The organism is Brevundimonas sp. (assembly GCF_013912005.1).
GTDB lineage: Bacteria > Pseudomonadota > Alphaproteobacteria > Caulobacterales > Caulobacteraceae > Brevundimonas.
On the sequence record NZ_JACESB010000002.1, the window covers coordinates 57,989 to 83,853 of the forward strand.

31 protein-coding genes are annotated in these 25,865 nt (G+C 71.2%); 12 read left to right on the forward strand and 19 right to left on the reverse strand.

Features of this window, described 5'->3' with window-relative positions:
• Positions 1-50 precede the first annotated feature (50 nt).
• A complete protein-coding gene (locus H2038_RS02095; protein WP_292108804.1) occupies positions 51-2,402 on the forward strand; it encodes an ATP-binding protein in 2,352 nt (783 codons plus the stop codon).
• Positions 2,403-2,495: 93 nt separating this feature from the next.
• On the forward strand, positions 2,496-3,347 hold the full coding sequence (locus tag H2038_RS02100; RefSeq protein WP_292108805.1) for an HAD family hydrolase: 852 nt from the start codon (positions 2,496-2,498) through the stop codon (positions 3,345-3,347).
• A gap of 6 nt (positions 3,348-3,353) precedes the next feature.
• Here H2038_RS02100 and H2038_RS02105 read toward each other — a convergent pair whose 3' ends face one another.
• The 3 genes from H2038_RS02105 to H2038_RS02115 all read right to left on the reverse strand — a co-directional run bounded on the left by H2038_RS02105 (position 3,354) and on the right by H2038_RS02115 (position 4,794).
• On the reverse strand, positions 3,354-3,680 hold the full coding sequence (locus H2038_RS02105) for a PilZ domain-containing protein (protein ID WP_292108806.1): 327 nt from the start codon (positions 3,678-3,680) through the stop codon (positions 3,354-3,356).
• Positions 3,677-4,117 (reverse strand): hypothetical protein, encoded by a 441-nt coding sequence (locus H2038_RS02110; protein ID WP_292108807.1) that lies wholly within the window; start codon positions 4,115-4,117, stop codon positions 3,677-3,679. The genes H2038_RS02105 and H2038_RS02110 overlap by 4 nt, the downstream gene beginning before the upstream one ends.
• A gap of 356 nt (positions 4,118-4,473) precedes the next feature.
• On the reverse strand, positions 4,474-4,794 hold the full coding sequence (locus tag H2038_RS02115) for a 2Fe-2S iron-sulfur cluster-binding protein (protein ID WP_092307100.1): 321 nt from the start codon (positions 4,792-4,794) through the stop codon (positions 4,474-4,476).
• 74 nt (positions 4,795-4,868) lie between these two features.
• Between H2038_RS02115 and H2038_RS02120 the strand changes: the two genes are divergently transcribed.
• On the forward strand, positions 4,869-5,003 hold the full coding sequence (locus tag H2038_RS02120) for a hypothetical protein (RefSeq protein WP_292108808.1): 135 nt from the start codon (positions 4,869-4,871) through the stop codon (positions 5,001-5,003).
• A gap of 7 nt (positions 5,004-5,010) precedes the next feature.
• On the opposite strand, the gene H2038_RS02125 is transcribed toward H2038_RS02120, so the two are convergent.
• The 5 genes from H2038_RS02125 to sdhC form a co-directional block, all read right to left on the reverse strand.
• Positions 5,011-5,568 (reverse strand): DUF4142 domain-containing protein, encoded by a 558-nt coding sequence (locus tag H2038_RS02125; protein WP_292108809.1) that lies wholly within the window; start codon positions 5,566-5,568, stop codon positions 5,011-5,013.
• 85 nt (positions 5,569-5,653) lie between these two features.
• Complete coding sequence (locus H2038_RS02130; protein ID WP_292108810.1) at positions 5,654-6,457, reverse strand: succinate dehydrogenase iron-sulfur subunit; 804 nt, start codon at positions 6,455-6,457, stop codon at positions 5,654-5,656.
• Positions 6,457-8,241 (reverse strand): succinate dehydrogenase flavoprotein subunit, encoded by a 1,785-nt coding sequence (sdhA, locus tag H2038_RS02135; protein ID WP_292108811.1) that lies wholly within the window; start codon positions 8,239-8,241, stop codon positions 6,457-6,459. The genes H2038_RS02130 and sdhA overlap by 1 nt, the downstream gene beginning before the upstream one ends.
• Positions 8,242-8,244: 3 nt before the next feature.
• Positions 8,245-8,649 carry a succinate dehydrogenase, hydrophobic membrane anchor protein gene (gene sdhD / locus H2038_RS02140; protein ID WP_292108812.1) on the reverse strand — a complete coding sequence of 135 codons (405 nt, stop codon included), beginning with the start codon at positions 8,647-8,649 and terminating at the stop codon, positions 8,245-8,247.
• Complete coding sequence (gene sdhC / locus H2038_RS02145; protein WP_292108813.1) at positions 8,646-9,119, reverse strand: succinate dehydrogenase, cytochrome b556 subunit; 474 nt, start codon at positions 9,117-9,119, stop codon at positions 8,646-8,648. Before sdhC ends, sdhD begins: the two co-directional genes overlap by 4 nt.
• Positions 9,120-9,307: 188 nt before the next feature.
• Between sdhC and H2038_RS02150 the strand changes: the two genes are divergently transcribed.
• Positions 9,308-9,859: a hypothetical protein gene (locus H2038_RS02150; RefSeq protein ID WP_292108814.1), complete on the forward strand. Its 552-nt coding sequence runs from the start codon at positions 9,308-9,310 to the stop codon at positions 9,857-9,859.
• Here the strand turns inward: H2038_RS02150 and H2038_RS02155 are convergent.
• On the reverse strand, positions 9,843-10,268 hold the full coding sequence (locus H2038_RS02155; RefSeq protein WP_292108815.1) for an HIT domain-containing protein: 426 nt from the start codon (positions 10,266-10,268) through the stop codon (positions 9,843-9,845). The genes H2038_RS02150 and H2038_RS02155 overlap by 17 nt on opposite strands.
• 43 nt (positions 10,269-10,311) lie before the next feature.
• The gene (locus tag H2038_RS02160; protein WP_292108816.1) at positions 10,312-11,190 is read right to left on the reverse strand and encodes an SIMPL domain-containing protein; all 879 of its coding nucleotides are present in this window, start codon (positions 11,188-11,190) and stop codon (positions 10,312-10,314) included.
• Between the two features lie 229 nt (positions 11,191-11,419).
• Here H2038_RS02160 and H2038_RS02165 point away from each other — a divergent pair, with 229 nt between their 5' ends.
• On the forward strand, positions 11,420-11,974 hold the full coding sequence (locus H2038_RS02165) for a peroxiredoxin (protein WP_292108817.1): 555 nt from the start codon (positions 11,420-11,422) through the stop codon (positions 11,972-11,974).
• Positions 11,975-12,133: 159 nt separating this feature from the next.
• Positions 12,134-12,667: a carboxymuconolactone decarboxylase family protein gene (locus H2038_RS02170; protein ID WP_292108818.1), complete on the forward strand. Its 534-nt coding sequence runs from the start codon at positions 12,134-12,136 to the stop codon at positions 12,665-12,667.
• On the opposite strand, the gene H2038_RS02175 is transcribed toward H2038_RS02170, so the two are convergent.
• Together H2038_RS02175 and H2038_RS02180 are read right to left on the reverse strand one after the other, a co-directional pair.
• Positions 12,668-13,186: an SRPBCC family protein gene (locus H2038_RS02175; RefSeq protein WP_292108819.1), complete on the reverse strand. Its 519-nt coding sequence runs from the start codon at positions 13,184-13,186 to the stop codon at positions 12,668-12,670.
• A gap of 58 nt (positions 13,187-13,244) precedes the next feature.
• A complete protein-coding gene (locus tag H2038_RS02180) occupies positions 13,245-14,096 on the reverse strand; it encodes an aspartate/glutamate racemase family protein (protein ID WP_292108820.1) in 852 nt (283 codons plus the stop codon).
• 127 nt (positions 14,097-14,223) lie between these two features.
• On the opposite strand from H2038_RS02180, the gene H2038_RS02185 reads away from it, so the two are divergent.
• Positions 14,224-16,401 carry a M3 family metallopeptidase gene (locus H2038_RS02185; RefSeq protein ID WP_292108821.1) on the forward strand — a complete coding sequence of 726 codons (2,178 nt, stop codon included), beginning with the start codon at positions 14,224-14,226 and terminating at the stop codon, positions 16,399-16,401.
• Between the two features lie 61 nt (positions 16,402-16,462).
• On the opposite strand, the gene H2038_RS02190 is transcribed toward H2038_RS02185, so the two are convergent.
• Entirely contained in the window at positions 16,463-16,783 is a 321-nt protein-coding gene (locus tag H2038_RS02190; protein WP_292108822.1) for a UrcA family protein, read from the reverse strand.
• A 179-nt stretch (positions 16,784-16,962) separates the two neighbouring features.
• Complete coding sequence (locus tag H2038_RS02195; RefSeq protein WP_292108823.1) at positions 16,963-17,265, reverse strand: UrcA family protein; 303 nt, start codon at positions 17,263-17,265, stop codon at positions 16,963-16,965.
• Between the two features lie 332 nt (positions 17,266-17,597).
• On the opposite strand from H2038_RS02195, the gene ffh reads away from it, so the two are divergent.
• From ffh to H2038_RS02220, 5 genes are all read left to right on the forward strand, one after another.
• Positions 17,598-19,118, forward strand: coding sequence for a signal recognition particle protein (gene ffh / locus H2038_RS02200; protein ID WP_292108824.1), 1,521 nt, complete (start codon positions 17,598-17,600; stop codon positions 19,116-19,118).
• A 21-nt stretch (positions 19,119-19,139) separates the two neighbouring features.
• Positions 19,140-19,694, forward strand: coding sequence for a 30S ribosomal protein S16 (gene rpsP / locus H2038_RS02205; RefSeq protein WP_292108825.1), 555 nt, complete (start codon positions 19,140-19,142; stop codon positions 19,692-19,694).
• Positions 19,695-19,812: 118 nt separating this feature from the next.
• Positions 19,813-20,343 (forward strand): ribosome maturation factor RimM, encoded by a 531-nt coding sequence (gene rimM / locus H2038_RS02210; protein WP_292108826.1) that lies wholly within the window; start codon positions 19,813-19,815, stop codon positions 20,341-20,343.
• Positions 20,344-20,393: 50 nt separating this feature from the next.
• Entirely contained in the window at positions 20,394-20,780 is a 387-nt protein-coding gene (locus H2038_RS02215; RefSeq protein ID WP_292108827.1) for a DUF3597 domain-containing protein, read from the forward strand.
• A gap of 15 nt (positions 20,781-20,795) precedes the next feature.
• Complete coding sequence (locus tag H2038_RS02220; protein ID WP_292108828.1) at positions 20,796-21,005, forward strand: KTSC domain-containing protein; 210 nt, start codon at positions 20,796-20,798, stop codon at positions 21,003-21,005.
• On the opposite strand, the gene H2038_RS02225 is transcribed toward H2038_RS02220, so the two are convergent.
• The 5 genes from H2038_RS02225 to H2038_RS02245 form a co-directional block, all read right to left on the reverse strand.
• A complete protein-coding gene (locus H2038_RS02225; protein ID WP_292109080.1) occupies positions 21,002-21,799 on the reverse strand; it encodes an enoyl-ACP reductase in 798 nt (265 codons plus the stop codon). The two genes, H2038_RS02220 and H2038_RS02225, sit on opposite strands and share 4 nt — an antisense overlap.
• Before the next feature lie 26 nt (positions 21,800-21,825).
• Complete coding sequence (locus tag H2038_RS02230) at positions 21,826-23,070, reverse strand: cation:proton antiporter (protein WP_292108829.1); 1,245 nt, start codon at positions 23,068-23,070, stop codon at positions 21,826-21,828.
• Positions 23,071-23,171: 101 nt separating this feature from the next.
• Complete coding sequence (fabB, locus tag H2038_RS02235; protein ID WP_292108830.1) at positions 23,172-24,401, reverse strand: beta-ketoacyl-ACP synthase I; 1,230 nt, start codon at positions 24,399-24,401, stop codon at positions 23,172-23,174.
• A 38-nt stretch (positions 24,402-24,439) separates the two neighbouring features.
• Positions 24,440-24,973, reverse strand: a complete 534-nt coding sequence (gene fabA / locus H2038_RS02240; protein WP_292108831.1) for a 3-hydroxyacyl-[acyl-carrier-protein] dehydratase FabA — start codon at positions 24,971-24,973, stop codon at positions 24,440-24,442.
• A gap of 94 nt (positions 24,974-25,067) precedes the next feature.
• Entirely contained in the window at positions 25,068-25,865 is a 798-nt protein-coding gene (locus tag H2038_RS02245) for a glutaminyl-peptide cyclotransferase (RefSeq protein ID WP_292108832.1), read from the reverse strand.

The following is a 25,865-nucleotide window of genomic DNA, read 5'->3' on the forward strand; positions in this document are numbered from 1 at the left end:
CCCATCAGGTATGGTTACCGAATCAGGGCGCGGGAGCTGAACGGGACCAGATGGCGGAAGCCGACATCGCCTATGTCGCGACCGCGGGGGCCGCGGGGCTGGCTCTGGCGCTCAGCGCCTGGGCGGCGCGTCTGCGCGGCCGGCTGGCCGAGCGCAACGCCGCCCTGGAGGCGGCGATGGCCGCGGCGCGCATCGATCTCGCCCACCGCGACGGCGCCCTGGCCGCTTTCGAGGACGTGCGTCTGGCGCTGACTCCCGGCGGCGGCGCGGCCCGGCTGGGGGCGCCGGCCGCCTGGGACGCCCTGGTGAAGGAGCTGGCCGCTCCCGAGGACGTGGCCGGCGATCCGGCCCTGGCGGTTCTGGATGCGGTGCGCGAGGTCGCTGGTCCGCGCCTCGAGGGTCTGATCGAACGCGGAGAGCCGTTCGACGCGGTGTTGGAACGCCCGGGCGGGGCCTGGGCGGTCGAGGGGCGCGCCTCGGCCGGGGCGGCGTGGCTGCGGCTGTCGCGGCTGGGACTCGTCGGGACCGCGGCGGAGAGCGGGCTGGGCCTGCTGGCCGACTTCTACCCGTCCCCCACCTGGGTGGTGGACGCCGCCGGTCGTCTCGCCTGGGCGAACCGCGCCTGGCTGGCGGAGATGAAGATCGACAGCGTCGAGGCGGCGCGGGAGAAGGGGCTCAGCTTCGACCGGGGGGCGGACGCCATCGTCGCCGAAGCCGGGCGGCTGCACCAGCGTCAGGAGGGCTTCCGCTGGACCACCGGCGGCGGGCGGCGGCGGGCCTGGCGGATCGTGGCCGAGCCGGCGCCGGGCGGGGCGGGCGCCGTGCTCGCCTTCGCCCTGGACATGACCGAGGCCGAGGAGACGCGCGACACCCTGCGGCGGCACGTCGAGGCCCACGACGAGACCCTCAACCATCTCGCCGACGCCGTCGCGATCTTCGGCCCGTCGAAGCGGCTGGCCTTCCACAACACCGCCTTCCAGCAGCTGTTCAGCCTCGATCCCGCCTGGCTGGACGAGCGGCCGACCCACGCCGAGCTGCTCGACCGGCTGCGCCAGCGGCGGCAGTTGCCGGAGGTGGTCGACTACGCCGGCTGGAAGGCGCGCGAGCTGGACTTCTACGGCGCCGCCGAGGCCGCGCCGGACGACAGCTGGTCGCTGCCGGACGGCCGCACCCTGCGGGTGGTGCGCCAGCCGCACCCGCTGGGCGGCGTGCTGCTGCTGTTCTCCGACATCACCGACGAGCTGAAGCTGCGCAGCCGTTTCAACGCCCAGCTGCAGGTGCAGACGGCCACCCTCGACAAGCTGAACGATGCGGTCGCCGTGTTCGGCTCCGACGGACGGATCCGGCTGCACAACGAGGCCTTCGAGACCTTCTGGGGCGTCAGCGGCGATCAGTTGCGCGCCGCCGGGGACTTCGATGCGGTGGCCGCCCTGTGCCAGCAGACCATGCCCGACCCCAGCCTCTGGCTGGGGCTCAAGGCGCGGGTGGCGGATCCGGACCCCGAGAGCCGGGTGCCGATCTCCGGCGAGGGCCGCACGGTCGACGGCCGCGCCGCGGCCTGGCAGACCCGCCCGTTGCCGGACGGGGCGACGCTGGTGGCCTTCTCCGACGTCACCGCGCGCCGTGATCTGGAACAGGCGCTGGCGGCCAAGGCGGCGGCGCTGGAAGAGAGCCAGGCGTTGAAGCGCGAGTTCGTGGGCAGCGTCTCCTATGAGCTGCGCACGCCCCTGACCACGATCGTCGGCTATTCCGAGCTGCTGGAGGCCCAGGCCGACCTGCCGGAGCGCAGCCGCCAGCACGCGGGCGCGATCCGGGTGGCGGCAAGCCAGCTGGCGGGGTCCATCGACGACGTGCTGGACATGGCGCAGATCGACGCCGGCGAGATGGAGCTGGCCCTGGGCGACGTCCGCGTCTGCGACCTGCTGGACGAGGCCGCGGCCCGGGCGCGGGCGCGCATCGAGGGACGCGGCGCGGTTCTGAACGTGCACTGTCCCACGGGCCTGCGGCCGATCCGGGCCGACGCCCAGCGGGTCGAGCAGGCGCTGGAGCTCCTGCTCGATAACGCCGCCCGCGCCGTCGGCGAGGGCGGGGCGGTGACCCTGTCGGCCGAGGCGGGTCCGGCCGAGGTCCGCATCCGCGTCGAGGACACCGGCCGCGGCATCCCCTACCACCTGCAGGCCCACGTCTTCGATCGTTTCGTCCGCCGCGAGCGCGGCGGCCCGGGCGTCGGCCTGGCCCTGGTCAAGGCGCTGGTCGAGCTGCACGGCGGCTGGGCGGAGGTGGAGAGCGAACCCGGCAAGGGCGCGGCCTTCATCCTGCACCTGCCGCTGGAGGCCCAGACCGCGGCGGCGCCGCCGGAGCTCGGCCTCGGGGGCGAGTGGCGGATGGCGGGCGCGGACTAGGTCCGCCGCCGGCGCCGCTTTGACTCGGCCGTCCGGCCTCTCTAACGAGCAGCCCCACTCCGCCCACCGCGCCGCCGGCGCCGGACCCGCCCCATGGCCAGACCGCTGAAGACCGCCCTCATCTACGACTTCGACGGGACCCTCGCCCGCGGCAACATGCAGGAGGTGACCTTCATCCCCTCCGTGGGCATGGGCATCGGCGACTTCTGGGGCGAGGCCGACCGGCTGACGCGCGCCTCCGACGGCGACAACATCCTGATGTACATGCAGCTGATGCTGCAGCGCGCGCGGGAGAACGGCGCGCCGATCACCCGCAAGACCCTGCGCGAGCACGGCCATGACGTGAAGCTGTTCGACGGGCTGAAGTCGGATCTCACCGGGCCCGGCTGGTTCGAGCGGATCGACGCCTTCGGGGCCCGCTACGGCCTGGAGATCGAGCACTACATCATCTCGGCCGGGCTGGAGGAGATGATCGACGGCTGTCCGATCCGCGAGGCCTTCCGGCACGTGTTCGCCTCGAAATTCGTCTACGACGAAAACGGCGTCGCCATCTGGCCCGCGGTCGGCGTGAACTACACGACCAAGACCCAGTACCTGTTCCGCATCAACAAGGGCGTGCTGAATCACTACGAGCACGACAAGATCAACCGCTTCATCCCGGATGAGGACCGGCCGGTGCCGTTCGAGCGGATGATCTTCCTCGGCGACGGCGACACCGACGTCCCGACGATGAAGATGATGCACACCAAGGGCGGCTTCTCGATCGCCGTCTACGACCCGCGCAATTCGGAGCGGGACCAGCAGAAGATCTACGGCCTGATCTCGGAGGACCGGGTCAACTTCGTCGCCGCCGCCGACTATCGCGAGGGTTCGGCGCTGGACCTGATCGTCAAGGGGCTGATCGGGCGGATCGCCATCAACGCCGGGACCATGCCGGCCGCCTGAACCCCCTCAGCGGCCGCCGGCGCGGAGGAAGGCGGCCCGGGCGCCGGCCAGTCGCGACGGCACGAGGCCGCGCAGGGAGGCCTGGCTGCGGCGTTTCAGCCCCGCCTCATGACCCTTGCTCCACGCCACCTCGGCCTCGACCACCGTGCCCTGGGCGAGGTCGATCAGCTGCACCGCGGCCGGCAGGGCCAGCGCGCGGTCGAGGCGGACGCGCAGCCCCGAGGGCGAGGCGTCGATGATCCGGCAGGGCAGCTCCAGGCCCGGGGCGACCACCACCCCGCGCCCGCTGGCGGGCGCGCGGGGTTCGAAGCGGCGGTCGACGGGCTGGGTCATCGGGGCGGAGGTACGGGCTGGCGGTTGCGATCGAGTTGAACCGCGACGCTGCACCGGACTCCGCCGGCCAGCATGCGGCGGGTGATGCGCTCGAAATACTGGATGAAGCCGGCGAGACGACGGCGCTCCTCGTGCGGCAGATCGTCCGGAGCGACGCCGAGCAGGTCGGCCTCCTGCTGGCAGCGCCAGTCCAGCACGACATCGAAGCCGGGCGCCTCGAGGAACAGTATGGCGTCGAACCGGTCGGCGAACGCCGCATAGTCGCCGCCGACCCGGGCGTTCACCCAGCGACGCCAGGCGCCGTCGGCGTCGTGCTCGCGCTCCAGATCGTTCACCGGCGCGGCGAGGGCGGCTTCGGCGTCGGCGACAGCGCCGAGGCACCAGGCGTCGACCAGGATCGCCGCGGGACGCCCGCGGACCCCGCGCCAGCGCGCCATCGGCCACCGGTCGTCGCCGCGCTTGTCGAAGTCCGGGATCAGGGTCTCGTCGTCCGGGCCCGCCGCGGAAAGGCGGTCGATCAGATCCTGGAGCAGGCCGAGGTCGTGCGTCCCCGGCGGGCCGCGCGTGAGCAGGAGCGGATGGACCTCGCGCGCCAGCGCCTCCCGTTCCGCCCGCGTCAGATAGACGTCGTCGATCGAGATCTGCGCCGCGCCGAAGCGCGCCGCGGCGGCGCGGGCGAGGGTGGTCTTGCCGGACCCCTGCGCGCCGACGACGCCGATCAGGGGCGGGCGCTCCTCCGGACCGTCGGCGATCAGCCGGCCGACGAGGTCGACCAGGGCGGGATGGGCGCGGCTCAGTGCTGGCTTTCCGGCAGGCGGACGATGAGGCCGTCGAGATCGTCGGAGACGCGGATCTGGCAGGACAGGCGGCTGTTCGGCTGCACGTTCTCGGCGAAGTCGAGCATCGACTCCTCCATCGCCGAGGCGCGGCCCGTCTCGGCCTGGAAGGCCTCGTCGACATACACGTGGCAGGTGGCGCAGGCGCAGGCGCCGCCGCAGTCGGCGTCGATGCCCGGCACATTGTTGCGGATCGCCCCCTCCATCACGGAGAGGCCGGTCTTCACCTCGACCGTGTGCTCGGTCCCGTCGTGCTCGATGTAGGTGATCTTGGCCATCGCCCCGCTCTTAGCGCGCTTCTCGCCGGTGGCAATGCGGAACGATGACGCCCGCGGCCGGTTGCCGGTCCGCCATGAAGATCCACCCCCTGAACCGGGGCGCCGACGGTCCCGTTGACGAGGCCTGCCCGACGGCGCCGTCGGGGATGATCCGCGCCGATGATGCGGTCGGGTGCGAGCGGTGCGCCGCCGGCGCGCCGCTCGTCTGACGCGGCCTCAGTGGCCGGCGTGGCCGCCGCCCGCCGGGTCCATCCCGGCGATCTGGTTGTAGTGGCGCGCCACGATCGGCACGGCGGCCGTCGCCGCGGTCTTCAGCTGGGGCGTGTCGCCGTTGCGGGAGTAGCTGGTGTGCAGCCGCAGGGCTTCCTCGTGAGCCATCACCTGCTGCTGCCGGTACAGGGCGTCGCGGGCCGTCCCCTGCGCCGCCTGCAGCTGGCGGATCATCTCGGCCTTGCGTGGATCGAGCGCCGGCGGCGGCGGCGTCATGCCGGCGGCCCGGGCCGCCTCCATCACCGTGCGCGTGGTCATGGTGTGGTGCTCGATCATCATTTCGGCGAAGCGGCGCAGGTCGGCGTCCTGCGTCGACTGCATGACCAGCTGGCTGGACTGGATCTCGTAGAGGTCGCTGGCGCCGACCATGCGGACGAACTCCATGCCGGCCGGGGCCGGCTGGTCCATGGCGGCCTCCGCGATGGGGGCGGCGGCGCCCGTCGGCATGCCGCCGCAGGCGGACAGGAGCGCGGCCGCGGCCGCGCACATCATGAGACGTTTCATCGATCAACTCCTGGGCGCGCAGAGGCGCGCGCGGGACCCCAACCGGGGGGAGCCGTCGACGTTCCTGTGTCGGCCGGCCGACGGATCAGGCCGCGGGCGCGGTTTTCTTCCGGGACGGCGAGACCATCAGCTTCTTGGTCTCGGCGATGGCCTTGGCCGGGTTCAGCCCCTTCGGACACACCTGGGCGCAGTTCATGATGGTGTGGCAGCGGTAGAGCTTGAACGGATCCTCGAGGTCGTCGAGCCGCTTGTCGGTGGCGTCGTCGCGGCTGTCGGCGATCCAGCGGTAGGACTGCAGCAGCGCGGCCGGGCCGAGGTACTCGGTCTGGTTCCACCAGTAGCTGGGGCAGCTGGTCGAGCAGCAGGCGCACAGGATGCACTCGTACAGCCCGTCCAGCTTCGCCCGGTCCTCCGGCGACTGCAGGCGCTCCTTCTCCGGGTCCGGCTCGTCGGACTGGAGGTAGGGCTGGATCGAGTCGTACTGGGCGTAGAACAGCGACAGGTCCGTCACCAGGTCCTTGACCACCGGCTGGTGCGGCAGCGGGGCGATGGCGATGGTGTCGGAGGCGCACTCCTCCATGCCCTTGGTGCAGGCCAGCGCATTGCGTCCGTCGATGTTCATCGAGCAGGAGCCGCAGATGCCCTCGCGGCACGAGCGCCGGAACGCCAGGGTGGGGTCGATCTCGTTCTTGATGTGGATCAGGGCGTCGAGCAGCATCGGCCCGTGCTCGTCGGCCGAGACCTCGTAGACGTCCCAGCGCGGATCGGCGTCGATCTCGGGGTCGTAGCGGTAGACCTTGTAGGTCTTGACGTTCTTTGCGCCGGGCGGGGCCTTGTAGACCTTGCCGGTGACGGGCTTCGAGCCCTTGGGAAGCGTAAGCTGGACCATCAGTAAACCCGCGCCTTGGGCTCGATGTAATCGATGTCCCTGGACATCGTGTAATTGTGCACCGGACGGTAGTCGATGCGCACCGTCTCGCCCGGGACCTTCCAGGCGAGGGTGTGCTTCATCCAGTTCTGGTCGTCGCGGTCCGGGTAGTCCTCGCGGGCGTGGGCGCCGCGGGATTCGGTGCGGTTCAGCGCCCCCTCGATGGTGACCAGCGCCTGGGCGATGAGGTTGTCGTACTCGAGGGTCTCGACCAGGTCGGTGTTCCAGATTAGCCCGCGGTCGGTGGTGCGGATGTCGGCTCCGGCGGCGTCGATGGCGCGCAGCTTCTCGACCCCCTCGGCCAGGGTCTTGCCGGTGCGGAACACCGCCGCGTCGGACTGCATGGCCCGCTGCATGCGGATGCGCAGCTGGGCGGTCGGGGTCGAGCCGTCCGCGTGGCGGAAGCGGTCGAGGCGCGCCAGGTGCGGGTCGGTCGCCGAGGCCGGGGCGTCCGGCACCGCCGACGCCTTGTCGACGATCTCGCCGGTGCGCAGGCCGGCGGCGCGGCCGAACACCACCAGGTCGGTCAGCGAGTTGGAGCCCAGCCGGTTGGCGCCATGGACCGAGACGCAGGCGGCCTCGCCCACGGCCATCAGGCCCGGCACCACGCTGTCGGGGTTCCCGTCGCGAAGGGTCAGCACCTCGCCGTGATAGTTCGTGGGGATGCCGCCCATGTTGTAGTGCACGGTCGGCAGCACCGGGATCGGCTGCTTCGTGACGTCCACCCCGGCGAAGATCTTGGCCGATTCCGAGATGCCCGGCAGGCGCTCGTGCAGGATGGCCGGGTCGAGGTGGTCGAGGTGCAGGAAGATGTGGTCCTTGTTCGGACCGACGCCCCGGCCCTCGCGAATCTCTATGGTCATGGAGCGGCTGACCATGTCGCGCGGCGCGAGGTCCTTCACGGTCGGGGCGTAGCGCTCCATGAAGCGCTCGCCCTCGGAGTTGGTCAGATAGCCGCCCTCGCCGCGGGCGCCCTCGGTGATCAGGCAGCCGGCCCCGTAGATGCCGGTCGGGTGGAACTGGACGAACTCCATGTCCTGCAGCGGCAGGCCGGCGCGCAGCACCATGGCGTTGCCGTCGCCGGTGCAGGTGTGGGCGCTGGTGGCGCTGAAATAGGCGCGGCCGTAGCCGCCGGTGGCCAGGATGACCAGCTTGGCGCGGAAGCGGTGCAGGGTGCCGTCGTCCAGCTTCAGCGCCGTCAGGCCGGTGCAGACGCCGTCCTGCATGATCAGGTCGAGGCCGAAATACTCGACGAAGAACTCGACCTCGCGGCGCACCGACTGGCCGTAGAGGGTGTGCAGGATGGCGTGGCCGGTGCGGTCGGCGGCGGCGCAGGTGCGCTGCACCGGGCCCTCGCCGAAGTTGCGGGTCATGCCGCCGAAGGCCCGCTGGTAGATGCGGCCGTCCTCGGTGCGGCTGAAGGGCACGCCCCAGTGCTCCAGCTCGTACACCGCCTGCGGGGCGTTGCGGACCAGGTACTCGATGGCGTCCTGGTCGCCCAGCCAGTCCGACCCCTTGACGGTGTCGTACATATGCCACTGCCAGGAGTCCTCGCCCATGTTGCCGAGCGAGGCGGAGATGCCGCCCTGGGCCGCGACCGTATGCGAGCGGGTCGGGAAGACCTTGGTGACGCAGGCGACCTTCAGCCCCTGCTGGGCGGCGCCGAGGGCGGCGCGCAGGCCGGAGCCCCCGGCGCCCAGCACCACGACGTCATAGGCGTGATCGACGAATTCGTAGGCGGCCAAAGATCAGGCTCCGAGACCGGCCGGGAGCGGGGCCGAGCCCAGCGCCAGGCGCACGATGAAGAAGACGCCGGCCGCGGCCAGCAGGAGGCAAAGGGCGCCGATGAGGCCGAGCAGGGCCGTGCGCGACGACGGCTTGTGGATGTAGTCGTCGACGATGACCTTGAGGCCCATGTTCATGTGCCAGACGCTGATCAGCAGCGTCACGGCCAGCAGGCTGCTGTTGACCGGCGAGCGGAACCAGTCGAGCGCGCCGTCGTAGCCGGCGCCGGAGAGGCTCCAGGCGCTCCACAGCCCCCAGAGGGCCAGCGGGACCAGCACCAGGGCGGACAGGCGTTCGGCCGTCCACTCGCCGGCGCCATGGCGCTCGGACACCTTCACATTGCGGATGAAGCGGGCGGACTTGCTCACAGAACCACCTTTCCGGACGCGAACAGTACGATCCAGAAGCCGACGGAGATCACCAGGGCCGCGATGAAGCTGACCACGGTCAGGGCGTCGGCCGCCTTCGGGGTGAGTCCGGCGCCCGCATCCCAGACCAGATGGCGGACGCCGGCGGTCAGGTGGTAGGCCGCGGCGCAGGTGATCCCGAACCAGATCAGCAGGCCGAGAGGCGATCCCATGAAGGCGGCGTAGCCGGCGTAGGCGTCCGGACCGAAGGCCGCGGCGGCCAGCCAGCCGCCGATGAACAGGCTGCCCACCGACAGGGCGCCGGCGGCGAAGCGGTTGAGGATCGAGCCCCACATGGTGGTGTGGAAGCGCCAGATCTGCAGGTGGGGAGACAGCGGCCGGACCCGGCCGTTGGGCTGACGCACGAAACGGCCGGTCTGGTCCGTCGTCGGATCGTTGGAGGCGTCGCCCGGAAGGGGAGAGCTCGACATGTTGCGAATGGTTCTCAAAAACCCGAGCGAAATCAGCGGCCGCTCTATGATGTTCTGGCTTTAGTGAGCGGTGCGCCGGGGGTCAACGCGGCGCGGCCGCCCGTCGCAGGGCCCGGACGCGTCCCCACGATTCGGCGCGCGATGCGGAGCGGCTTGCGGCCGCGGCCGGGGAACGGCAGCCTGCGGCCATGTCGGGACTTCTGCCAGTTCTCCTTGCGGCCCTGATCTCCCCCCAGGCTGCGCCGCATCCGTCCGCCGCGACTCCCTACGAGGCGCCGGCCGTTCGCCCGTTCGAGCCGCCTCCCGGCTTCGGAGAGGAGCCGGCGCAGGGGGACGGGGGCGGTGTCGCCTCCCGTCCGCCGCTCGAGGCGCCGGTGAGCGTGGACGCCTACGTCCGCTCCTACGAGACGAGTCCGGCCGACGCCGAGGTCGCCTACGACCAGGGGGTCGCCTCGGCCGAGCTCCGGGCGGACCAGTCGGCCGGGCCGCTGGACGGCTACTGGCGCGCCGTCGACGGCGAGGGAGAGGTCCTGTTCGACCTGGTCCTGAGCGACGCCGGCGGCGTGGTGGAGGGCGGCTGGCGCGGCCGCCGGGGCGCGGGCGCGGCGGTCGTGGACTCCGGGGAGCTGCGTCTGGACGGCCTCGGCTCCCTGCGCCTGCAGCGGAGCGGCCAGGGCTGGCGGGGCGTGCTGCGCGCCGGCGGCGCGGAGCGGCGGGTGACGCTCAGCCGCCCCGGGTGAGGCGCAGCCGCGAGAGGGCGATCTGCAGCGGCTGGGCGGCGTAGGGGACCGGCGCCCCCTTTCCCCACACCGGATCCGGCCACAGACCGTCGTCATGGCGGCGGCCGATCACGTGCACGTGCAGCTGGGCCGTCACATTGCCGAGCGACGCCACGTTCAGCTTCTGGATCGGCCGGCCCGCCGCTTCGGCGATCTCGCGCACCAGCCGCCCGGCCGCGATCACCTCCTCGGTCAGCGTCGCGCGGGCCGCGGGGTCCAGGTCCTCCAGTTCGTGCAGGCCCTCGCGGCGCGGAATCAGGATCAGCCAGGGAAAGCGGGAGTCATCCTGGAGCCTGACGTGGCACAGCGGCCAGTCGACGGCGGCGACGGAACCCGACTGGAAGGCCGGATCGAGCTGGAAAGCGCACATGCGCCTCGGTCGCCTGTCGGCGGCGCGGCGTCAACAAGGATCGTCAGTCCAACGCATAAACAACGCAGGCCTCGTCCGCGAGCTCGCGGAGGGGCGGTTGCAGCGCGAGCCGGGCGGCCTCGATCTGCTGTTCCGTCGGCGCGCCGCGCCCGGCCGGCGCAGGCGGAGCCGGGGGAGCGGGCGGCGGGGGCGGCGCGAACGCCGGCGCATAGTCGACATCGGTGGCCAGCGAGGTCCCGCCGTACGAGGGCCAGCCGGCCAGCACGTCCGTCTGGCAGGCCCGGCCGGTGGGATCGATCACCCTGACGGCGCCGAGCGACGCCCCGGCGTTGGCGGCGGCCTCCCGGGCCCGCCGGGCCGCATCGCGCACCGCCTCCCCCTGCAGCCAGGTCTTCACCGCATTGTCGGGCTCGAGGTTGAAGGAGACCTGGCCGATGGAGGTGGGCTGGGCCGCCACGACCGTGGCGTAGACCCGCTCCAGCACGCGCATGTCGCGCACCGTGACGCTGATGGCCGCGTCGGCCTGGTACCGCTCGATGCGGTCGGACCGGACGTTGTCGCGGAGCACCCCGTTCTCGTCGCGGTACTGATCGTAGAGCGGCCGGGTGCTGACGGTCGTCTCCACCCGCACCGTGTCGACGCCATAGGCCGCCAGCGCCTGGCTGAGCGCCCGGATCTGGTCGGCCGCCCGGGCCGAGGCGTCGGGGGCGCTGCGGTCGATCGCCTGGAAGGCCGCGCCGAAGGATGCGCGGTTGGCGGGCACCTGGGTGCGGACGTGGCCGATCGAGGCGATCACCGGATCGCGCATCCACCAGGGCGCGGGCACGTAGCGCTCGCCGATGGTGGCGGGCGGGGTCTGGGCGGCGGCTGCGGCCGGAACGGCGGCGACGGCGACGAGGACGGCGGCGAGCAGACGAGGCATGCGGGACTCCCTTTGGACCTGCCGAGGGTGGCGAACCGCGCGCCCGCGGTAAAGGCCGCGGACCCGCATCGTCAGGCCGCGTCAGCCTATGATGCCGATAGGAATTATCTATCGCGGAAACCGGTTTCCTATCATTGACTTTGTGCAGCGCACGCGCCATCTCGGCATCGCAGCGCCGCTCCCCCGGCGCTCCGGATTTCCACCAGACCAACCTTCGAGGAGAACAGCGATGCTGGGCGTCGGTCAGAAACTGCCTGAGTTCAAGATCATCGGCGTGAAGCCGGGCTTCAACAGCCATGAAGAGAACGGCGTCTCGGCGTTCGAGCCGGTCACCGAGAAGAGCTTCGAGGGCAAGTGGAAGGTCATCTTCTTCTACCCGAAGGACTTCACCTTCGTCTGCCCGACGGAGATCGCGGAATTCGCCAAGCTGGCCCGCGACTTCGAGGACCGCGACACCGTGGTGCTCGGCGGCTCGACCGACAACGAGTTCACCAAGCTGGCCTGGCGGCGTGACCACGCCGACCTGAACAAGCTGCCGATCTGGCAGTTCGCCGACAACGGCGGCAAGCTGGCCCGCGCCCTGGGCGTCCTCGACGAGGAAGAGGGCGTCGCCCTGCGCGCCACCTTCGTGGTCGATCCGCACAACGTCATCCAGCACGTCTACGTGACCAACCTGAACGTCGGTCGCGCCCCGGCCGACACCCTGCGCGTCGTCGACGCCCTGCAGACCGACGAACTGTGCGCCTGCAACCGCCCGGTGGGTGGCGAGACCCTGGCGGCGTAACAGTAGCGCCAGCGTCTTCACGAACAGGCGGCGGCGCAAGTCGCCGCCTGTTTTGTATCCGCCCTGCCGCGCCGACGTGAGCGACCGGATCGCTGCGGCCCGGGCGCGGCCGGCGGGCTTCACGCCGCGCGAGGCGCGGCAGCTCTCAAGGAGTCTTCCATGTCGATCGACGCCCTGCGCGATCTCATCCCCGCCTATGGCAAGGACATCTCGCTGAACCTGTCCTCGCTGGCCAGCGAGACGGTGCTCAACGACCAGCAGAAGTGGGGCTGCTTCCTGGCCTCCGCCCACGCCGTCGGCGTCGCGCCGGTGGTCCGCGCCATCGAGGCGCAGGCCGCCGCCGTCCTCTCGCCCGAGGCGATGAACGCGGCCAAGGCCGCGGCCGCCATCATGGGCATGAACAACATCTACTACCGGTCGCTACACCTGATGAAGAACCAGGAGTACACGACGCTTCCGGCCCGCCTGCGCATGAACGTCATCGCCAATCCGGGCGTGGAGAAGATGGACTTCGAGCTGTGGTCGACGGCCGTGTCGGCGATCAACGGCTGCGGCGCCTGCATGGACGCCCACGAGGCCGAGCTGCGCAAGCACGGGGTGGCCAACACCCAGGTGCAGGCGGCGCTCCGGATCGGCGCGGTGGTCCACGCCGCCAGCCGGATCATCGCCTCGGAAGCGGCGCTGGCCGGCTGATCAGCGCGCGTCCAGATGATCGGCGAGCCGTGCGAACTGCTCGCCGATCACGGCGTCGACCGGCTCCGCGAGGGCGCCTGCGCCCGGGGCGGAGACCACGAACGACCATTTGAGCAGCCGGGCGGAGCCGGTCTCGGCCTCGGCCCAGCTGATGGTCAGCACCGCATCCGCCGCCATGCCCTGCAAGGGGCCGAACGGGGCGTCGAAGCGGACCATGCGCCGCTCCGGCCAGACCAGCACCGCCTCGCCGTGCCGGACCCCGCCGCCGGGAAGCGCTTCGCACCAGCAGCCGCCGGGCCGCAGATCGACGGTCAGGTTCGAGGCGGAGCCCGACCAGGTATGGGCGTCGCTCCACCATCCGGCGGGGCGGCCGATCGCGGCGAGGATCGCGTCGGGCGCGGCCGACACGGGCCGCTCATAGGTCAGGGTGAAGCTGTCGGCGCTGCGACTGGCGATTTCGGCGCAGGCCGGGCCGGCGACCAGCCACAGCGCGGCGCCGGCGAGCAGTTGGGCTTTCATCAGGGCGTCCTCCCGACGCGCATCGGCGCCGACGGCCGCGGCGACGTCAAGAGGCGTCTCAGGCGGCGTCGAAGGTCAGCGGCGCGCCCCAGAACTGGCTGACCAGCTCCGACTGCGGCCCGGGCTGGCCGGTGGTTAGGAAGTCGCGCCGGCCGGATCCGCCCAGGTCGTACTCCGGATGGCGGGCGAAGTAGCGGTCCAGCGCATCGGCCACGGCCGTGGGCTGATGGATCAGCGGCGTGCCCGGCGGCAGGGCGGCGGCGAAGACGTCGGCGACGATCTCGTAGTGGGTGCAGCCGAGGATGGCCTTGTCCGGGTGGCGGCCGATGCGGCGGCGCAGGGCGTCCACATGATCCTGCACCACCACCCGCAGCTCCTCCGCGGGCGCGCCGAGCTCGATCAGCCCGGCCAGTCCGGGACAGGCCTCGGAGAAGACCGCCAGGTCCTCGCGCCGCTTGTCGATCTCGATCTCGTAGACGCGGCTCATCGCGGTGGCGGCGGTGCAGAAGACGCCGACGACGTCGATGGCCTCGACCTTTTCCCCGTGGCGTTCGGCCTCGTAGGACCACGGCAGGCCCGTGGCGGCCTCGATGGTCGGGACGATGATGCCGAGCACGTTCAGCGGCCGCCCGTGCCGGGCCCGGGCCTCGGGCACCCAGGTCTGCTGCAGGCGGCGCAGGGCGATGGCCGAGGCGGTGTTGCAGGCCAGCACGATGACGCTGGCGCCCGCCTCGAACAGCCGCTCGCAGCCGGCGCGGGTCAGATCGACGATGTCCTCGCCTTCGCGGCCGCCGTAGGGGGCGTTGGCCTGGTCGGCCAGATAGACGAAGTCCCGCGCCGGGAAGCGGCGGGTGAGTTCGCGGTGGACCGTCAGGCCCCCCACGCCGGAGTCGAAAACGCCTATGGCCATGATCGCGCGCTTTAGCCGCGCCGCCCTGCGGCGTCCACCGGCGAAGATTACAGCCGGTTCAGGTGACAGTCAGGCGGAGGAGGGCATAGGGTCACCCACCCCCTCGTTCGGCAGCCCGGAGCGCCCCATGCACAGACGACACCTTCTCATCGCCGGCGGGAGCTTCATGGCCCTGTCGGGCTGCGCCGCGAACGGCATGGAACCGGGCATGGGCGAAGCCGGCCAGACGCCGGCCTCGCTGGCCGAGGACGCCCGCATCGGTCGCGCCGTCCTGCCGGCGCAGACGCCGCGGGCGGAGCTTCTGCAACCGTGGACCGGTCCCTACCAGGGCGTGCCGCCGTGGGACAAGGTCACGGCGCCCAAGCTGCGGGAGGCCATCCTCGAGGGCATCGAGCTGCAGCGCGCCGAGATCGCGGCGATCGCCAACAACCCGGACGCGCCGACCTTCGCCAACACCCTGGTGCCCTACCAGATGGCCGGCGAGCCGCTGGACCGGGCGAGCAGCATCTTCGGGGTCATGACCCAGAACATCGGCTCGGACGACTACCAGGCCGTGGACACCGAGGTGTCGCCGCTGCTCTCGGCCGCCGGCGACGAGATCATCTTCAACGAGGCGCTGTTCGCCCGCATCCGCGCCGTGGCGGACAACGCCGGACGGATGGGGCTGACGCCGGAGCAGACCCGCTACGCCGAGCGCACCCGCGACGCCTTCGTCCGCAACGGCGCGGCCCTGGACGCGGCCGGCAAGGCCGAGCTCGGCCGGATCAACACCGCCCTGTCGAACGCCTTCACCGCCTTCTCGCAGAAGGTCGTCAACGACGAGAAGACCTGGACGGTCATTCCGACCGAGGCCGGGATGGCCGGCATGCCGGCGTCGAACAAGGCCGCCGCCGCCGCGGCCGCCCGCGCCCGCAACATCGACGGCTGGGTGATCGTCAACACGCGCTCCAGCGTGGATCCCTTCCTCAGCTTCGCCGACGACCGCGCCCTGCGCGAGCAGGTTTGGCGCAAGTTCGTCAACCGCGGCGACAACGGCGACGCCAACGACACCAACGCCACCATCGCCGAGATCGTCCGTCTGCGGGCGGAGCGCGCGAAGCTGCTGGGCTTCCCGCACCACGCGGCCTGGCGGATGCAGGACACGATGGCGAAGACGCCCGAGGCGGCCATGGACCTGATGATGCGGGTCTGGGAACCGGCCAAGGCGCGCGTGGCGGAGGAGGTGGCGGACATGCGCGCCATCGCCGGCCACGACATCGAGCCGTGGGACTACCTGTACTACGCCGAGAAGGTCCGGAAGCAGAAGTACGACCTCGACCAGAACGAGCTGAAGCCGTACTTCGAGCTCAACAACGTGCGGGCCGGGTCGTTCGAGATGGCGCGGCGGCTGTACGGCTTCACCTTCGAGAAGCTGCCGGCGGGGACGGTGCCGGTCTGGCATCCGGACGTGGTGGTCTACGAGGTCAAGGACCACGGCCGGCACGCCGGCCTGTACTACGCCGACGACTACGCCCGTCCGGGCAAGCGTTCGGGCGCCTGGATGACCAGCTACCGCGGCTACTCGACCTACGACGGGGTCAAGAACGTGCTGGCCTCGAACAACAACAACTTCATCAAGGCCGAGGGCGACCAGCCGGTGCTGATCTCGCTGGACGACGCCGAGACCCTGTTCCACGAGTTCGGCCACGCCCTGCACTACCTGTCGTACCGGATCACCTATCCGGGCCTCGGCGGCACGCCGCGCGACTACGTGGAGTATCCGTCCCAGGTGCACGAGCACTGGGTGCTGAGCCGCCCGATCCTCGACGGCTACATGAAGCATGTGGAGACGGGCCAGCCGATGCCGCAGGCGCTGGTCGACAAGATCGAGGCCTCGCAGACCTTCAACCAGGGCTACGCCACGGTCAGCTACCTGTCCTCGGCCCTGGTCGACATGGACCTGCACACCCGCGCCGATCCGCCGACCGATCCGGACGCCTTCGAGCGCGAGAGCCTGGCCCGCTACGGCATGCCGAAGGAGATCGTGATGCGGCACCGCCTGCCGCAGTTCAATCACCTGTTCACCTCGGACGCCTACTCGGCCGGGTACTACAGCTACCTCTGGTCGGAGGTGATGGACGCCGACACCTGGGCCTACTTCGAGGAGTCCGGCGACGTGTTCAATCCGGACATCGCCGCCCGCTACAAGGCGATCATCCTGTCGGAGGGCAACTCCTCCGACCGCGGCGAGGCCTATCGCCGCTTCCGCGGCCGCGACCCGGACGTGGCCGCCCTGCTCAAGGTGCGGGGCTTCCCGACCCACTGAGGCGACAAGGGCCCGCGGAGCGATCCGCGGGCCCTTTGCATGGACGCGGCGCCGGTCCGGCTCAGGCCGGCCAGGCGGGGGCGGCCATGGCCAGCAGGCGCTCGCCGCGGCGGGCGCGGGCGTAGTCCTCCTGCCGCGGGCGCGGCAGCTGGCGGACGATTTCGCGCTGGAGGATCCTGACGCAGTTGGTGTCGATCATCTGCGACGGACCGCGGCGGCAGGTGTTGCGGGCGGCCTCGGCGGCGCGCGCGTCGAAGGCGGCGGCGCCGGCGCCGGTGGACAGGTCCAGGTCGGCGAAGGGCACGCGCACGGCGTCCTGGGCGGCGGCCGGGGCGGCGTACAGCAGCGCGGCGCCGGCGAGGGAAAGCAGGGTGCGAGTCATTGGAAGAGCTCCAGGCCGCGGGATTGCGGCACAAGCCACATGATTGTCGGATGTGACGTTCGCCAGACCAGAATCGCGACAACACGGCGACTACAGGCCGAGAACTGCGAAGCTACCCAAAAGCAGGACTTATGGCATGTCGGGGCCGCCCACCCGGGCGGCCCCGGTGCATGCGGCGATCAGCCCTCGACGAGGGGCGCGCGCCCGAGGGCCAGATCGGCCTGGGCGGCGGCGGGCAGCTGGCGCACGGCCTCCGCGCGGAAGGCCGCGATGCAGCGATCGCGGTCGCCCATCCGGCTGCCGGGCTGGCGGGCGTCACGGCAGAGCCGGCGCGCCGCCGCGTCGAGCCGGGCTTCGAAGGCGGCCGCGCCGGCGGCGGTCGACAGGTTGAGGTCGGACCAGGGCACCCGCGCGTCCTGGGCGGCGGCGGCGCCGGCTCCGGCGAGAACGGCGACGGCGGCGAGAGAAGCGATGATTTTCACGACGATCTCCTTGGGGGATGCGGTCGCTCAGGGGGGCGACGGCCGGGAGATACGGTCACGCTGTTGCAGGCTGATGTGCCTTCGAAGGCGAAAAGGCGACCCTGCGTGAATTCGCCGAAAGCTGAACGGTGATCACCCGACGGCGGCCCTCGCCTTGTCTTCGCCGGGGTTTTCCGCCATAAGCCGCCGCTTCCGGCGCAAGTGAACCCTGCGTCTCCACCTGCACGACCCCGGCCCGGCCGGACGAGGCAGGCGAGAACCCCCCGTCGACGTGATCGTCCACGGGGGCCGTCGTCGTATGGAGCCGCGGGACCGCGCAAGAAAGGGTTTGGATGTTCGAGGCTCTGAACGAGCGGCTGACAGGCGTCTTCGACCGGATCACCGGGCGCGGCGCCCTGTCCGAGAAGGACGTGGCCGAGGCCATGCGCGAGGTGCGCGTGGCCCTGCTCGAGGCCGACGTCGCCCTGCCGGTCGTCAAGGACTTCATCGCCTTCGCCACCGAGCGCGCCACCGGCGAGGAGGTGATCCGCTCGGTCAAGCCCGCCGACCAGGTGGTCAAGATCGTCTACGACGGCCTGGTCGAGATGCTGGGCGGCGAGGAGCCGGTCCCGCTCAACACCAACGCCACGCCGCCGGCGGTGGTGCTGATGGCCGGCCTGCAGGGGTCGGGCAAGACCACCACCTCCGCCAAGCTGGCGCTGCGGCTGACGAAGTTCGACCGCAAGAAGGTGATGATGGCCTCGCTGGACACCCGGCGTCCGGCGGCCATGGAGCAGCTCGAGACCCTCGGCAAGCAGATCGAGGTGGCCACCCTCCCCATCGTCAAGGGCGAGAGCGCGGTGCAGATCACCCGCCGCGCCCTGCAGGCGGCGAAGCTGCAGGGCTTCGACGTCCTGATCCTCGACACCGCCGGCCGCATCACCCTCGACGAGGCCCTGATGGCCGAGGTGGCCGAGGTCGCCCAGGTGGCGAAGCCGGTCGAGACCCTGCTCGTCGCCGACAGCCTGACCGGTCAGGACGCGGTGCGCACCGCGCGCGCCTTCCACGAGCGCCTGCCGCTGACCGGCCTGATCCTGACCCGCGCCGACGGCGACGGGCGCGGCGGGGCCATGCTGTCGATGCGGGCCGTCACCGGCCTGCCGATCAAATACCTCGGCGCCGGCGAGAAGGTCGACCAGCTGGAGGTGTTCGACGCCCGCCGCGTGGCCGGGCGCATCCTCGGCCAGGGCGACATCGTGGCCCTCGTCGAAAAGGCCAGCCAGGAGCTCGACCAGGCCAAGGCCGAGAAGATGGCGCGGAAGCTGGCCAAGGGCCAGTTCGACCTCGACGACCTGATGGGCCAGCTGCAGCAGATGAAGCGCATGGGCGGCCTGCAGGGGATCATGGGCCTGCTGCCCGGCGTGGCCAAGATGAAGGCCCAGATGGCCGACGCCAACATCGACGACCGGATGATCAGCCGCCAGGAGGCGATCATCAGCTCGATGACGAAGGCCGAGCGCAAGAAGCCCGACCTGCTGAACGCCAGCCGCAAGCGGCGCATCGCCGCCGGGGCCGGGGTCGAGGTCCAGGACGTCAACCGCCTGCTCAAGCAGCACCGCCAGATGGCCGACACGGTCAAGGCGCTGTCGCGCGGCGGGCCGAAGAAGATGCAGCAGATGGCCGCCATGCTGGGCGGCGTCGGCGGCGGCATGGGCGGGCCGGACATGGCGCGCCTCAAGGCCATGGGGGGCGGCAAGATGCCCGAACCCTCGGCCGACGAACTGAAAGCCCTCCAGGACCGGCTCGCCGGCATGGGCGGCGGACAACTGCCGGGGGGGCTTCCGGGCCTGCCGGGCTTCCCCAAGAAGAACTGACTTCCGAGAAAGAGACCTGAAATGCTGAAGATTCGTCTGGCCCGCGGCGGCGCCAAGAAGCGCCCGTACTACTACATCGTCGTCGCCGACTCGCACGCCCCGCGCGACGGCAAGTTCATCGAGCGCGTCGGCACCTACAACCCGATGCTGCCGCGCGACGGCGAGCAGAAGCGCGTCACCCTGAAGACCGACCGGATCGCCGAATGGCTCGGCAAGGGCGCCCAGCCGACCGACCGCGTCGCCCGCTTCCTGTCGCAGGACGAGGCGCTGGCCGGCAAGGTGAAGTGGACCCAGGGCAACAACCCGAAGAAGGCCGAGCCGGGCAAGAAGGCCCAGGAGCGCGCCGCCGAGCGCGCCCAGCGCGAGGCCGACCGTCTGGAAGCCGAAGCCGCCGCGAAGGCCGAGGCCGCCGAAGCCGCCGCCCGCGCCAGGGAAGAAGCCGAGGCCGCCAAGGCCGCTGCGGACGCCGCTCCGGCCGAGGAGGCTCCGGCCGCCGAGGAAGCTCCGGCCGCTGAGGCCGGCGCCGAGGAGGCCCCGGCCGCCGAAGAGGCGACCGAGGAGAAGGCCGAGGGCTGAGGCCTTCGCCGGACCGAATGCGGAAGGCGGCGTCCCCCGGGGCGCCGCCTTTCTTTTTTGCGTGCGCCGGCCGCGCTTCGCGCTAGTTGAGGCGCAACATGAACGGCGACGGTCCCCGATGAGCGAAAGCAAGGAGAAGCTGGTTCTGGTCGGCCAGGTGGCCGGCGGGTTCGGCGTGAAGGGCGAGGTGCGGGTGACGGCCTGGACCGCCGATCCCATGGCCCTGCTCGACTACCGCGACCTGCTGCGCGCCGACGGCTCGCCGGGCCTGACCCTGCTGTCCGGGCGGCTCGACAAGAACGGCGTGGTCGGCCGGGCGAAGGAGATCGCCACCAAGGAGGCGGCCGACGCCCTGCGCGGCCTCAAGCTGTTCGTCCCCCGCGCCCGGCTGCCGGAGCCGGAGGAGGACGAATTCTATCTGGCCGACCTGATCGGCCTGGAGGCGCGCGATCCCGAGGACGCCGTGCTGGGTCGGGTCAAGTCGGTGCAGAATTTCGGGGCCTCGGACATGCTGGAGATCGCCCCGGCGACTGGCGGCCCCACCTGGTACCTGCCCTTCACCCGCGAGGCGGTCCCGGACCTGCACATCGCCGACGGCTGGCTGCGCGCCGTGCGGCCGACGGAGGTCGACGAGCGCGAGCCCGACTGAACCCCGCCCTCCGCCGGGCGTTGATCGCCCGCACCAAGGAGGCGACGCGCATGGGCATCTTCAGCTCGATATGGGAGCGGATCCGGGGACACAGGAAGGCGCAGGCGCCGACGCCGCAGATCCCGACGCCGACCATCGCCCCGACCGCCGCCGCGCCGGTCGCGACGACCCTCCCGCCGGTCGACGTCGAGGCGGTGCTGCAGTCGATGGCCGAGATGAAGGGCGAGGCGGCCGGGAACTGGCGCACCTCGATCGTCGACCTGCTCAAGCTGCTCGGCCTCGACTCCAGCCTCGAGGCGCGCAAGCAGCTCGCGGAGGAGCTGAATATCCACGCCGGCGCGCACGGCTCGGCCGAGCAGAACATGGCCCTGTCGAAGGCGGTGTGGCGCAAGCTGGCCGAGAACGGCGGCCTGGTGCCCGACTCGCTGCGGGACTGAGGCGGAGCGGCGGCCATGCCCTCCAGCGTCATCCGCCGCTTCACCTACGACGAACCGCACCGTCGCCTGCGCGTGATCTTCACCTCGGGCGACGTCTATGACTACGAGGCGGTGCCGCCGGAGGTCGTCGCGGACTTCCGCGCCGCCTTCTCGAAGGGGCGGTTCTTCGGGCCGAACATCCGCGACCGGTACGCCTATCGCCGCGTGGAGCGGAGCGCGCGCTAGCCCTCGTCGCTGTCCGGCAGGCCCATCATGTGGAAGCCGGCGTCGACGTGGATGACCTCGCCGGTGGTCGACAGGCCGAGGTCCGAGCACAGCCACAGGGCGCAGCCGGCGACGCCCTCCATGGAGGTGTCCTCCTTCATCGCCGACATGGCCCGGCCCTGGGCGATCATGCCGCGGCCGCCCGAGATGCCGGCCAGCGACAGGGTGCGCATGGCCCCGGCCGAGATGGCGTTGACGCGGATGCCTTTGGGCCCGAGGTCGCGGGCGATGTAGCGGGTCGCCGCCTCCAGCGCCGCCTTGGCCACGCCCATGGTGTTGTAGTTCGGGATGGCGCGCTCGGACCCGAGGTAGGTCATGGTGATCATGGCGCCGCCGTTCGGCATCAGCTTCGAGGCGCGGCGGGCCACGTCGACGAAGCTGAAGGCCGAGATGTTCATGGCCAGCAGGAAGCTGTCACGGGTGGTGTTGTCGACGAACGAGCCCTGCAGCTCGTTCTTGTTGGCGAAGGCCACCGAGTGGACGACGAAGTCGAGGGTCCCGAATTCCTTCTCCAGTTCCGCGAAGGCGGCGTCCATCGAGGCGTCGTCGGTGACGTCGGCCTGGATGAGCAGCCTGGCGCCGACGCTCTCGGCCAGCGGGCGCACGCGGCGCTCCAGCCCCTCGCCGAGATAGGTGAAGGCCAGTTCGGCGCCCTGGGCGGCCAGCTGGGAGGCGATGCCCCAGGCGATGGAATTGCTGTTGGCGACCCCCATGATCAGGCCCTTCTTGCCCTTCATGAGTTCACCGGTGGGCATGTTCCAGCCGCTCTCGCTCGCCATCGTCAGTCTCCGTCCTTCGAGGCGGGAGGGTTAGCAGGGGCGGCGCCCTCGGGGAAGGCCGCGGCGGTCGTCTCGCGGCGACGGCTCAGGCGCGCCAGCAGCGGCGTCGCGGTGACGCCGTGCACCACGATCGACAGCAGGATGATGAAGCCCACCACGGCCCACAGCCGCTCGCTGTCGCCGAAGTCGCCGTGGTTGATGCCGTAGGCGAGGTAGTAGACCGAGCCGACGCCGCGGATGCCGAGGAAGGCCAGCAGCAGGCGCTCGCGCAGGGGCTGGCCCGAGCCGACCATGGCCAGCAGCCCGGCCGCGGGGCGAACGAGGAAGACGACGGCGAGGCCGACGAGGGCGTCCGTCCAGGTCAGGCTGGACAGCAGGCCGTTGGCCAGGGCCCCGCCGAACAGGACCAGCAGCAGCATCATCAGCAGCCGTTCGATCTGGTCGGAGAAGTCGTGCATCTCCTGGTGGAAGTCGTGGTCGCGCTCGGAGCCGCGGATCATCACGGCGCAGACGAAGACGGCGAGGAAGCCGTAGCCGTGGACGATCTCGGTGAGGGAATAGGCGATCAGGGTGGCGGCCAGCGCGATGAGTCCGTCCGCCAGCCGGGACAGGCCGCGACGGCTGCGGAACAGCAGATAGCCGAGGACCTTGCCGATCAGCAGGCCCGCGCCCAGGCCGGCCAGCAGCTTCCAGCCGACCTTGACGGTGAACCAGTCGGTCAGACCCGTCTGGCTGGCCAGGCCGCCGGCGGCGGCGAGGATGGCGAGGTGGACGAAGGGGAAGGCGAGGGCGTCGTTCAGCCCGGCCTCGGAGGTCAGGCCGAAGCGGACCTCGTCCTCGTCGCCGGACTTCGGCGGCCCGACCTGGACGTCGGCGGCCAGCACCGGATCGGTCGGCGCCATGCTGGCCCCGAACAGCAGGGCCATGGCCAGGCTGAAGCCCAGTCCCGCCCAGCCGAGAACGGCCGTCGCCGCAATGGTCAGCGGCATGGCGACGATCAGCAGCCGCCAGGTGGTCGACCAGGCGCGCCAGCCCGGCGGCCGGTCAATCTTCAGCCCCGCCCCCATCAGGCTGATGATCACGACCAGTTCGGTCAGGCGCTCGGCCGCCGTGTCCCAGGTGCGCGGGTCGGGGTCGAAGGCCAGGAGACCGCTGGAGAACACCAGCACGCCGAGGGCGACGCACAGGATGGCGAGCGTCAGCGGCAGCCGCTTGAGGCCGACCGGCGCCCAGGACACCAGCAGCACCACGCCGCCGAGGCCCAGCAGGAAGAGGATGTAGGGATCGGCGGTCAGGAGCGGCTCCGTGTGTCGGGGAGCCGACTATAGCGCGCCGGGCGTGTTGCGGTTCAGACCTTCGACAGGATCAGCGTGCCGTTCGTCCCGCCGAAGCCGAAGCTGTTGGACATGACGTGGGTCAGCTCGCCGTCGTGGCGCTGGCGCAGGATCGGCATGCCCTCGAACTCGGGGTCGAGGTTTTCGATGTGGGCGCTCTCGGCGGCGAAGCCGTGCTTCATCATCAGCAGGCAGTAGATGGCCTCCTGGGCACCCGCCGCGCCCAGGCTGTGGCCGGTCAGGGACTTGGTCGAGGAGATCATCGGCAGGGCGTCGCCGAAGACGTTGCGCACCGCGCCCATCTCCTTGCTGTCGCCCACCGGCGTCGAGGTGCCGTGCGGGTTGAGGTAGTCGATCTTCGGATTGCCGGCCATCTCCAGGGCGATGCGCATGCAGCGCTCGGCGCCCTCGCCCGAGGGGGCGACCATGTCGTAGCCGTCGGAATTGGCGCCGTAGCCGGTGACCTCGGCGTAGATGGTCGCGCCGCGCGCCTTCGCCCGCTCGTATTCCTCCAGCACGACGATGCCGGCGCCGCCGGCGATGACGAAGCCGTCGCGGTCCTTGTCATAGGCCCGGCTGGCCCTGGCCGGAGTCGCATTGAAGTTCGAGGACATGGCGCCCATGGCGTCGAACATGTTGGACATCGACCAGTCGATGTCCTCGCAGCCGCCGGCGAAGACCACGTCCTGCTTGCCCCAGGCGATCTGTTCGGCGGCCGCGCCGATGCAGTGGGCGCTGGTCGCGCAGGCCGAGCTGATCGAATAGTTGATCCCCTTCAGCTCGAACCAGGTGGCCAGCACGGCCGAGGGGCCGGAGGCCATGGCCTTGGGCACGGCGAACGGGCCGATGCGCTTGGGTGAGCCTTTCTCGATCGTGGTCTGGGCCGCCTGCAGGATGACCTGGGTCGAGGGGCCGCCCTCGCCGACGATCAGGCCGATGCGCTCGTCCTTGATCTCCTCGGGCGTCAGGCCGGAGTCCTTCAGCGCCTCCTCGAAGGCGATATGGCCCCAGGCCGTGCCGTTGGCGAGGAAGCGGGCGGCGCGGCGGTCGACGCGCGGGGCCCAGTCCTCGGCGGTCCAGCCGAGCGCCGGCGGGGCCCAGACCTGCGACCGGAAGCCGTGCGCGGCGTGATCCTCCGCGAAGCGGACGCCGGAACGGGCCTCGCGCAGGGAGGCCGCGACCTCGTCCTGCCCGGTGCCGATCGAGGAGACGATGCCCAGTCCGGTGACGACCACTCGCCGCATGCTGCTTCCTTCAGTTATCCGTTCACTGTTCAGCGGACTCAGCCGCCGGCGGGTTCCGCATTGCCGCCGAACAGGCCGACGCGCATGTCGTCGCAGCGGTAGATGATCTCGCCGTCCGCCTCGAGCACGCCGTCGGCGATGCCCATGACCAGCTTGCGGTTGATGACCCGCTTGAGGTCGATCTTGTACACCACCCGCTTGATGTCAGGCGTCACCTGGCCGGTGAACTTCACGTCGCCGACGCCGAGCGCCCGGCCGCGGCCCTGGCCGCCGATCCAGCCGAGGTAGAAGCCGACCAGCTGCCACATGGCGTCGAGGCCGAGGCAGCCCGGCATCACCGGATCGCCGATGAAGTGGCACTGGAAGAACCAGAGGTCCGGGTGGATGTCGAGTTCGGCCTCGACATAGCCCTTGCCGTGGGCGCCGCCGTCGGCGTTGATCTGCACGATGCGGTCGAACATCAGCATCGGCGGGGCCGGCAGCTGGGGATTGCCGGGTCCGAACAGCTCGCCGCGGCCCGAGGCGAGAAGGGCGGGGTAGTCGAAGGACGACGGATACTGGGACTGGGTCAAGGACGTCTCCGCGGGTTTCCCCCTGCGCCGGCCGGGGCCGGTTCGTATGGTTGCGCTGCGGGTTACACGAGGGAACCCTGGGGCTCAAACGCTTTTAGGCCGCTCCGGGGGCCGCAGGGGCGTCCGGATTGGTCAGGCGGATCTCGAAGACCGCCGGCCAGTTCTTGCCGGTGACGAACAGCCGCCGCCCCTCCGGGTCCCAGGCGATGCCGTTGAGCACGTCGTCGGCGGGGTTCATGCCGCGCCGGTCCCGGAGCAGGCCGGAGAGGTCGATGACGCCGGTGACGGCGCCGCTGGCCGGATCGATGCGCACGATGAGGTCCGACTGCCAGACGTTGGCGAACACCTCGCCGTCGACCCACTCCAGTTCGTTGATCCGCAGCAGCGGCCGCCCCTGCAGGGTGACCGCGACCCGGCCGGTCTCGGCGAAGGTCTGCGGATCGAGGAAGCGCAGCGCCGACGTGCCGTCGGACAGGATCAGCCGCTCGCCGTCGTCGGTCAGGCCCCAGCCCTCGCCGGCGTAGGCGAACTCGCCGGCCGGTTCGAGATCGTCCGCATCCCAGACGAAGCCGCGCCCGCTGCGCCACGTCAGGGTCACCACGCGGCCGTTGATCTCGGTCAGGCCCTCGCCGAACAGGGAGGGCTCCAGCTCCCGCCGCTGCAGGACGGCGCCGTCCTCCAGCCGCACCCGCCGGATGGTGGACGGATATCGGCCGGTGCTTTCCAGCAGCTCGCCGTCGCGCCAGGCGAGGCCCTGGGTGAAGGCGGTGCGGTCGTGCGGCCAGACCCGCACCACCTCGTAGCCGTAGACCGGCACAGGCGGGACGGCGGGCGACTGGGCGGCCGCCGGCGTCGCCAGAAGAAGCAGGGCCAGGCGCGCCAGCCCGCGCAC

Coding starts and splice junctions, on each gene's coding strand:
- H2038_RS02095 (WP_292108804.1), top strand. CDS start 51: ATGGCGGAAGCCGACATCGCCTATGTCGCGACCGCGGGGGCCGCGGGG.
- H2038_RS02100 (WP_292108805.1), top strand. CDS start 2,496: ATGGCCAGACCGCTGAAGACCGCCCTCATCTACGACTTCGACGGGACC.
- H2038_RS02105 (WP_292108806.1), bottom strand. CDS start 3,680: ATGACCCAGCCCGTCGACCGCCGCTTCGAACCCCGCGCGCCCGCCAGC.
- H2038_RS02110 (WP_292108807.1), bottom strand. CDS start 4,117: ATGGCGCGCTGGCGCGGGGTCCGCGGGCGTCCCGCGGCGATCCTGGTC.
- H2038_RS02115 (WP_092307100.1), bottom strand. CDS start 4,794: ATGGCCAAGATCACCTACATCGAGCACGACGGGACCGAGCACACGGTC.
- H2038_RS02120 (WP_292108808.1), top strand. CDS start 4,869: ATGAAGATCCACCCCCTGAACCGGGGCGCCGACGGTCCCGTTGACGAG.
- H2038_RS02125 (WP_292108809.1), bottom strand. CDS start 5,568: ATGAAACGTCTCATGATGTGCGCGGCCGCGGCCGCGCTCCTGTCCGCC.
- H2038_RS02130 (WP_292108810.1), bottom strand. CDS start 6,457: ATGGTCCAGCTTACGCTTCCCAAGGGCTCGAAGCCCGTCACCGGCAAG.
- sdhC (WP_292108813.1), bottom strand. CDS start 9,119: ATGTCGAGCTCTCCCCTTCCGGGCGACGCCTCCAACGATCCGACGACG.
- H2038_RS02150 (WP_292108814.1), top strand. CDS start 9,308: ATGTCGGGACTTCTGCCAGTTCTCCTTGCGGCCCTGATCTCCCCCCAG.
- H2038_RS02155 (WP_292108815.1), bottom strand. CDS start 10,268: ATGTGCGCTTTCCAGCTCGATCCGGCCTTCCAGTCGGGTTCCGTCGCC.
- H2038_RS02160 (WP_292108816.1), bottom strand. CDS start 11,190: ATGCCTCGTCTGCTCGCCGCCGTCCTCGTCGCCGTCGCCGCCGTTCCG.
- H2038_RS02165 (WP_292108817.1), top strand. CDS start 11,420: ATGCTGGGCGTCGGTCAGAAACTGCCTGAGTTCAAGATCATCGGCGTG.
- H2038_RS02170 (WP_292108818.1), top strand. CDS start 12,134: ATGTCGATCGACGCCCTGCGCGATCTCATCCCCGCCTATGGCAAGGAC.
- H2038_RS02175 (WP_292108819.1), bottom strand. CDS start 13,186: ATGAAAGCCCAACTGCTCGCCGGCGCCGCGCTGTGGCTGGTCGCCGGC.
- H2038_RS02180 (WP_292108820.1), bottom strand. CDS start 14,096: ATGGCCATAGGCGTTTTCGACTCCGGCGTGGGGGGCCTGACGGTCCAC.
- H2038_RS02185 (WP_292108821.1), top strand. CDS start 14,224: ATGCACAGACGACACCTTCTCATCGCCGGCGGGAGCTTCATGGCCCTG.
- H2038_RS02190 (WP_292108822.1), bottom strand. CDS start 16,783: ATGACTCGCACCCTGCTTTCCCTCGCCGGCGCCGCGCTGCTGTACGCC.
- ffh (WP_292108824.1), top strand. CDS start 17,598: ATGTTCGAGGCTCTGAACGAGCGGCTGACAGGCGTCTTCGACCGGATC.
- rpsP (WP_292108825.1), top strand. CDS start 19,140: ATGCTGAAGATTCGTCTGGCCCGCGGCGGCGCCAAGAAGCGCCCGTAC.
- rimM (WP_292108826.1), top strand. CDS start 19,813: ATGAGCGAAAGCAAGGAGAAGCTGGTTCTGGTCGGCCAGGTGGCCGGC.
- H2038_RS02215 (WP_292108827.1), top strand. CDS start 20,394: ATGGGCATCTTCAGCTCGATATGGGAGCGGATCCGGGGACACAGGAAG.
- H2038_RS02220 (WP_292108828.1), top strand. CDS start 20,796: ATGCCCTCCAGCGTCATCCGCCGCTTCACCTACGACGAACCGCACCGT.
- H2038_RS02225 (WP_292109080.1), bottom strand. CDS start 21,799: ATGCCCACCGGTGAACTCATGAAGGGCAAGAAGGGCCTGATCATGGGG.
- fabB (WP_292108830.1), bottom strand. CDS start 24,401: ATGCGGCGAGTGGTCGTCACCGGACTGGGCATCGTCTCCTCGATCGGC.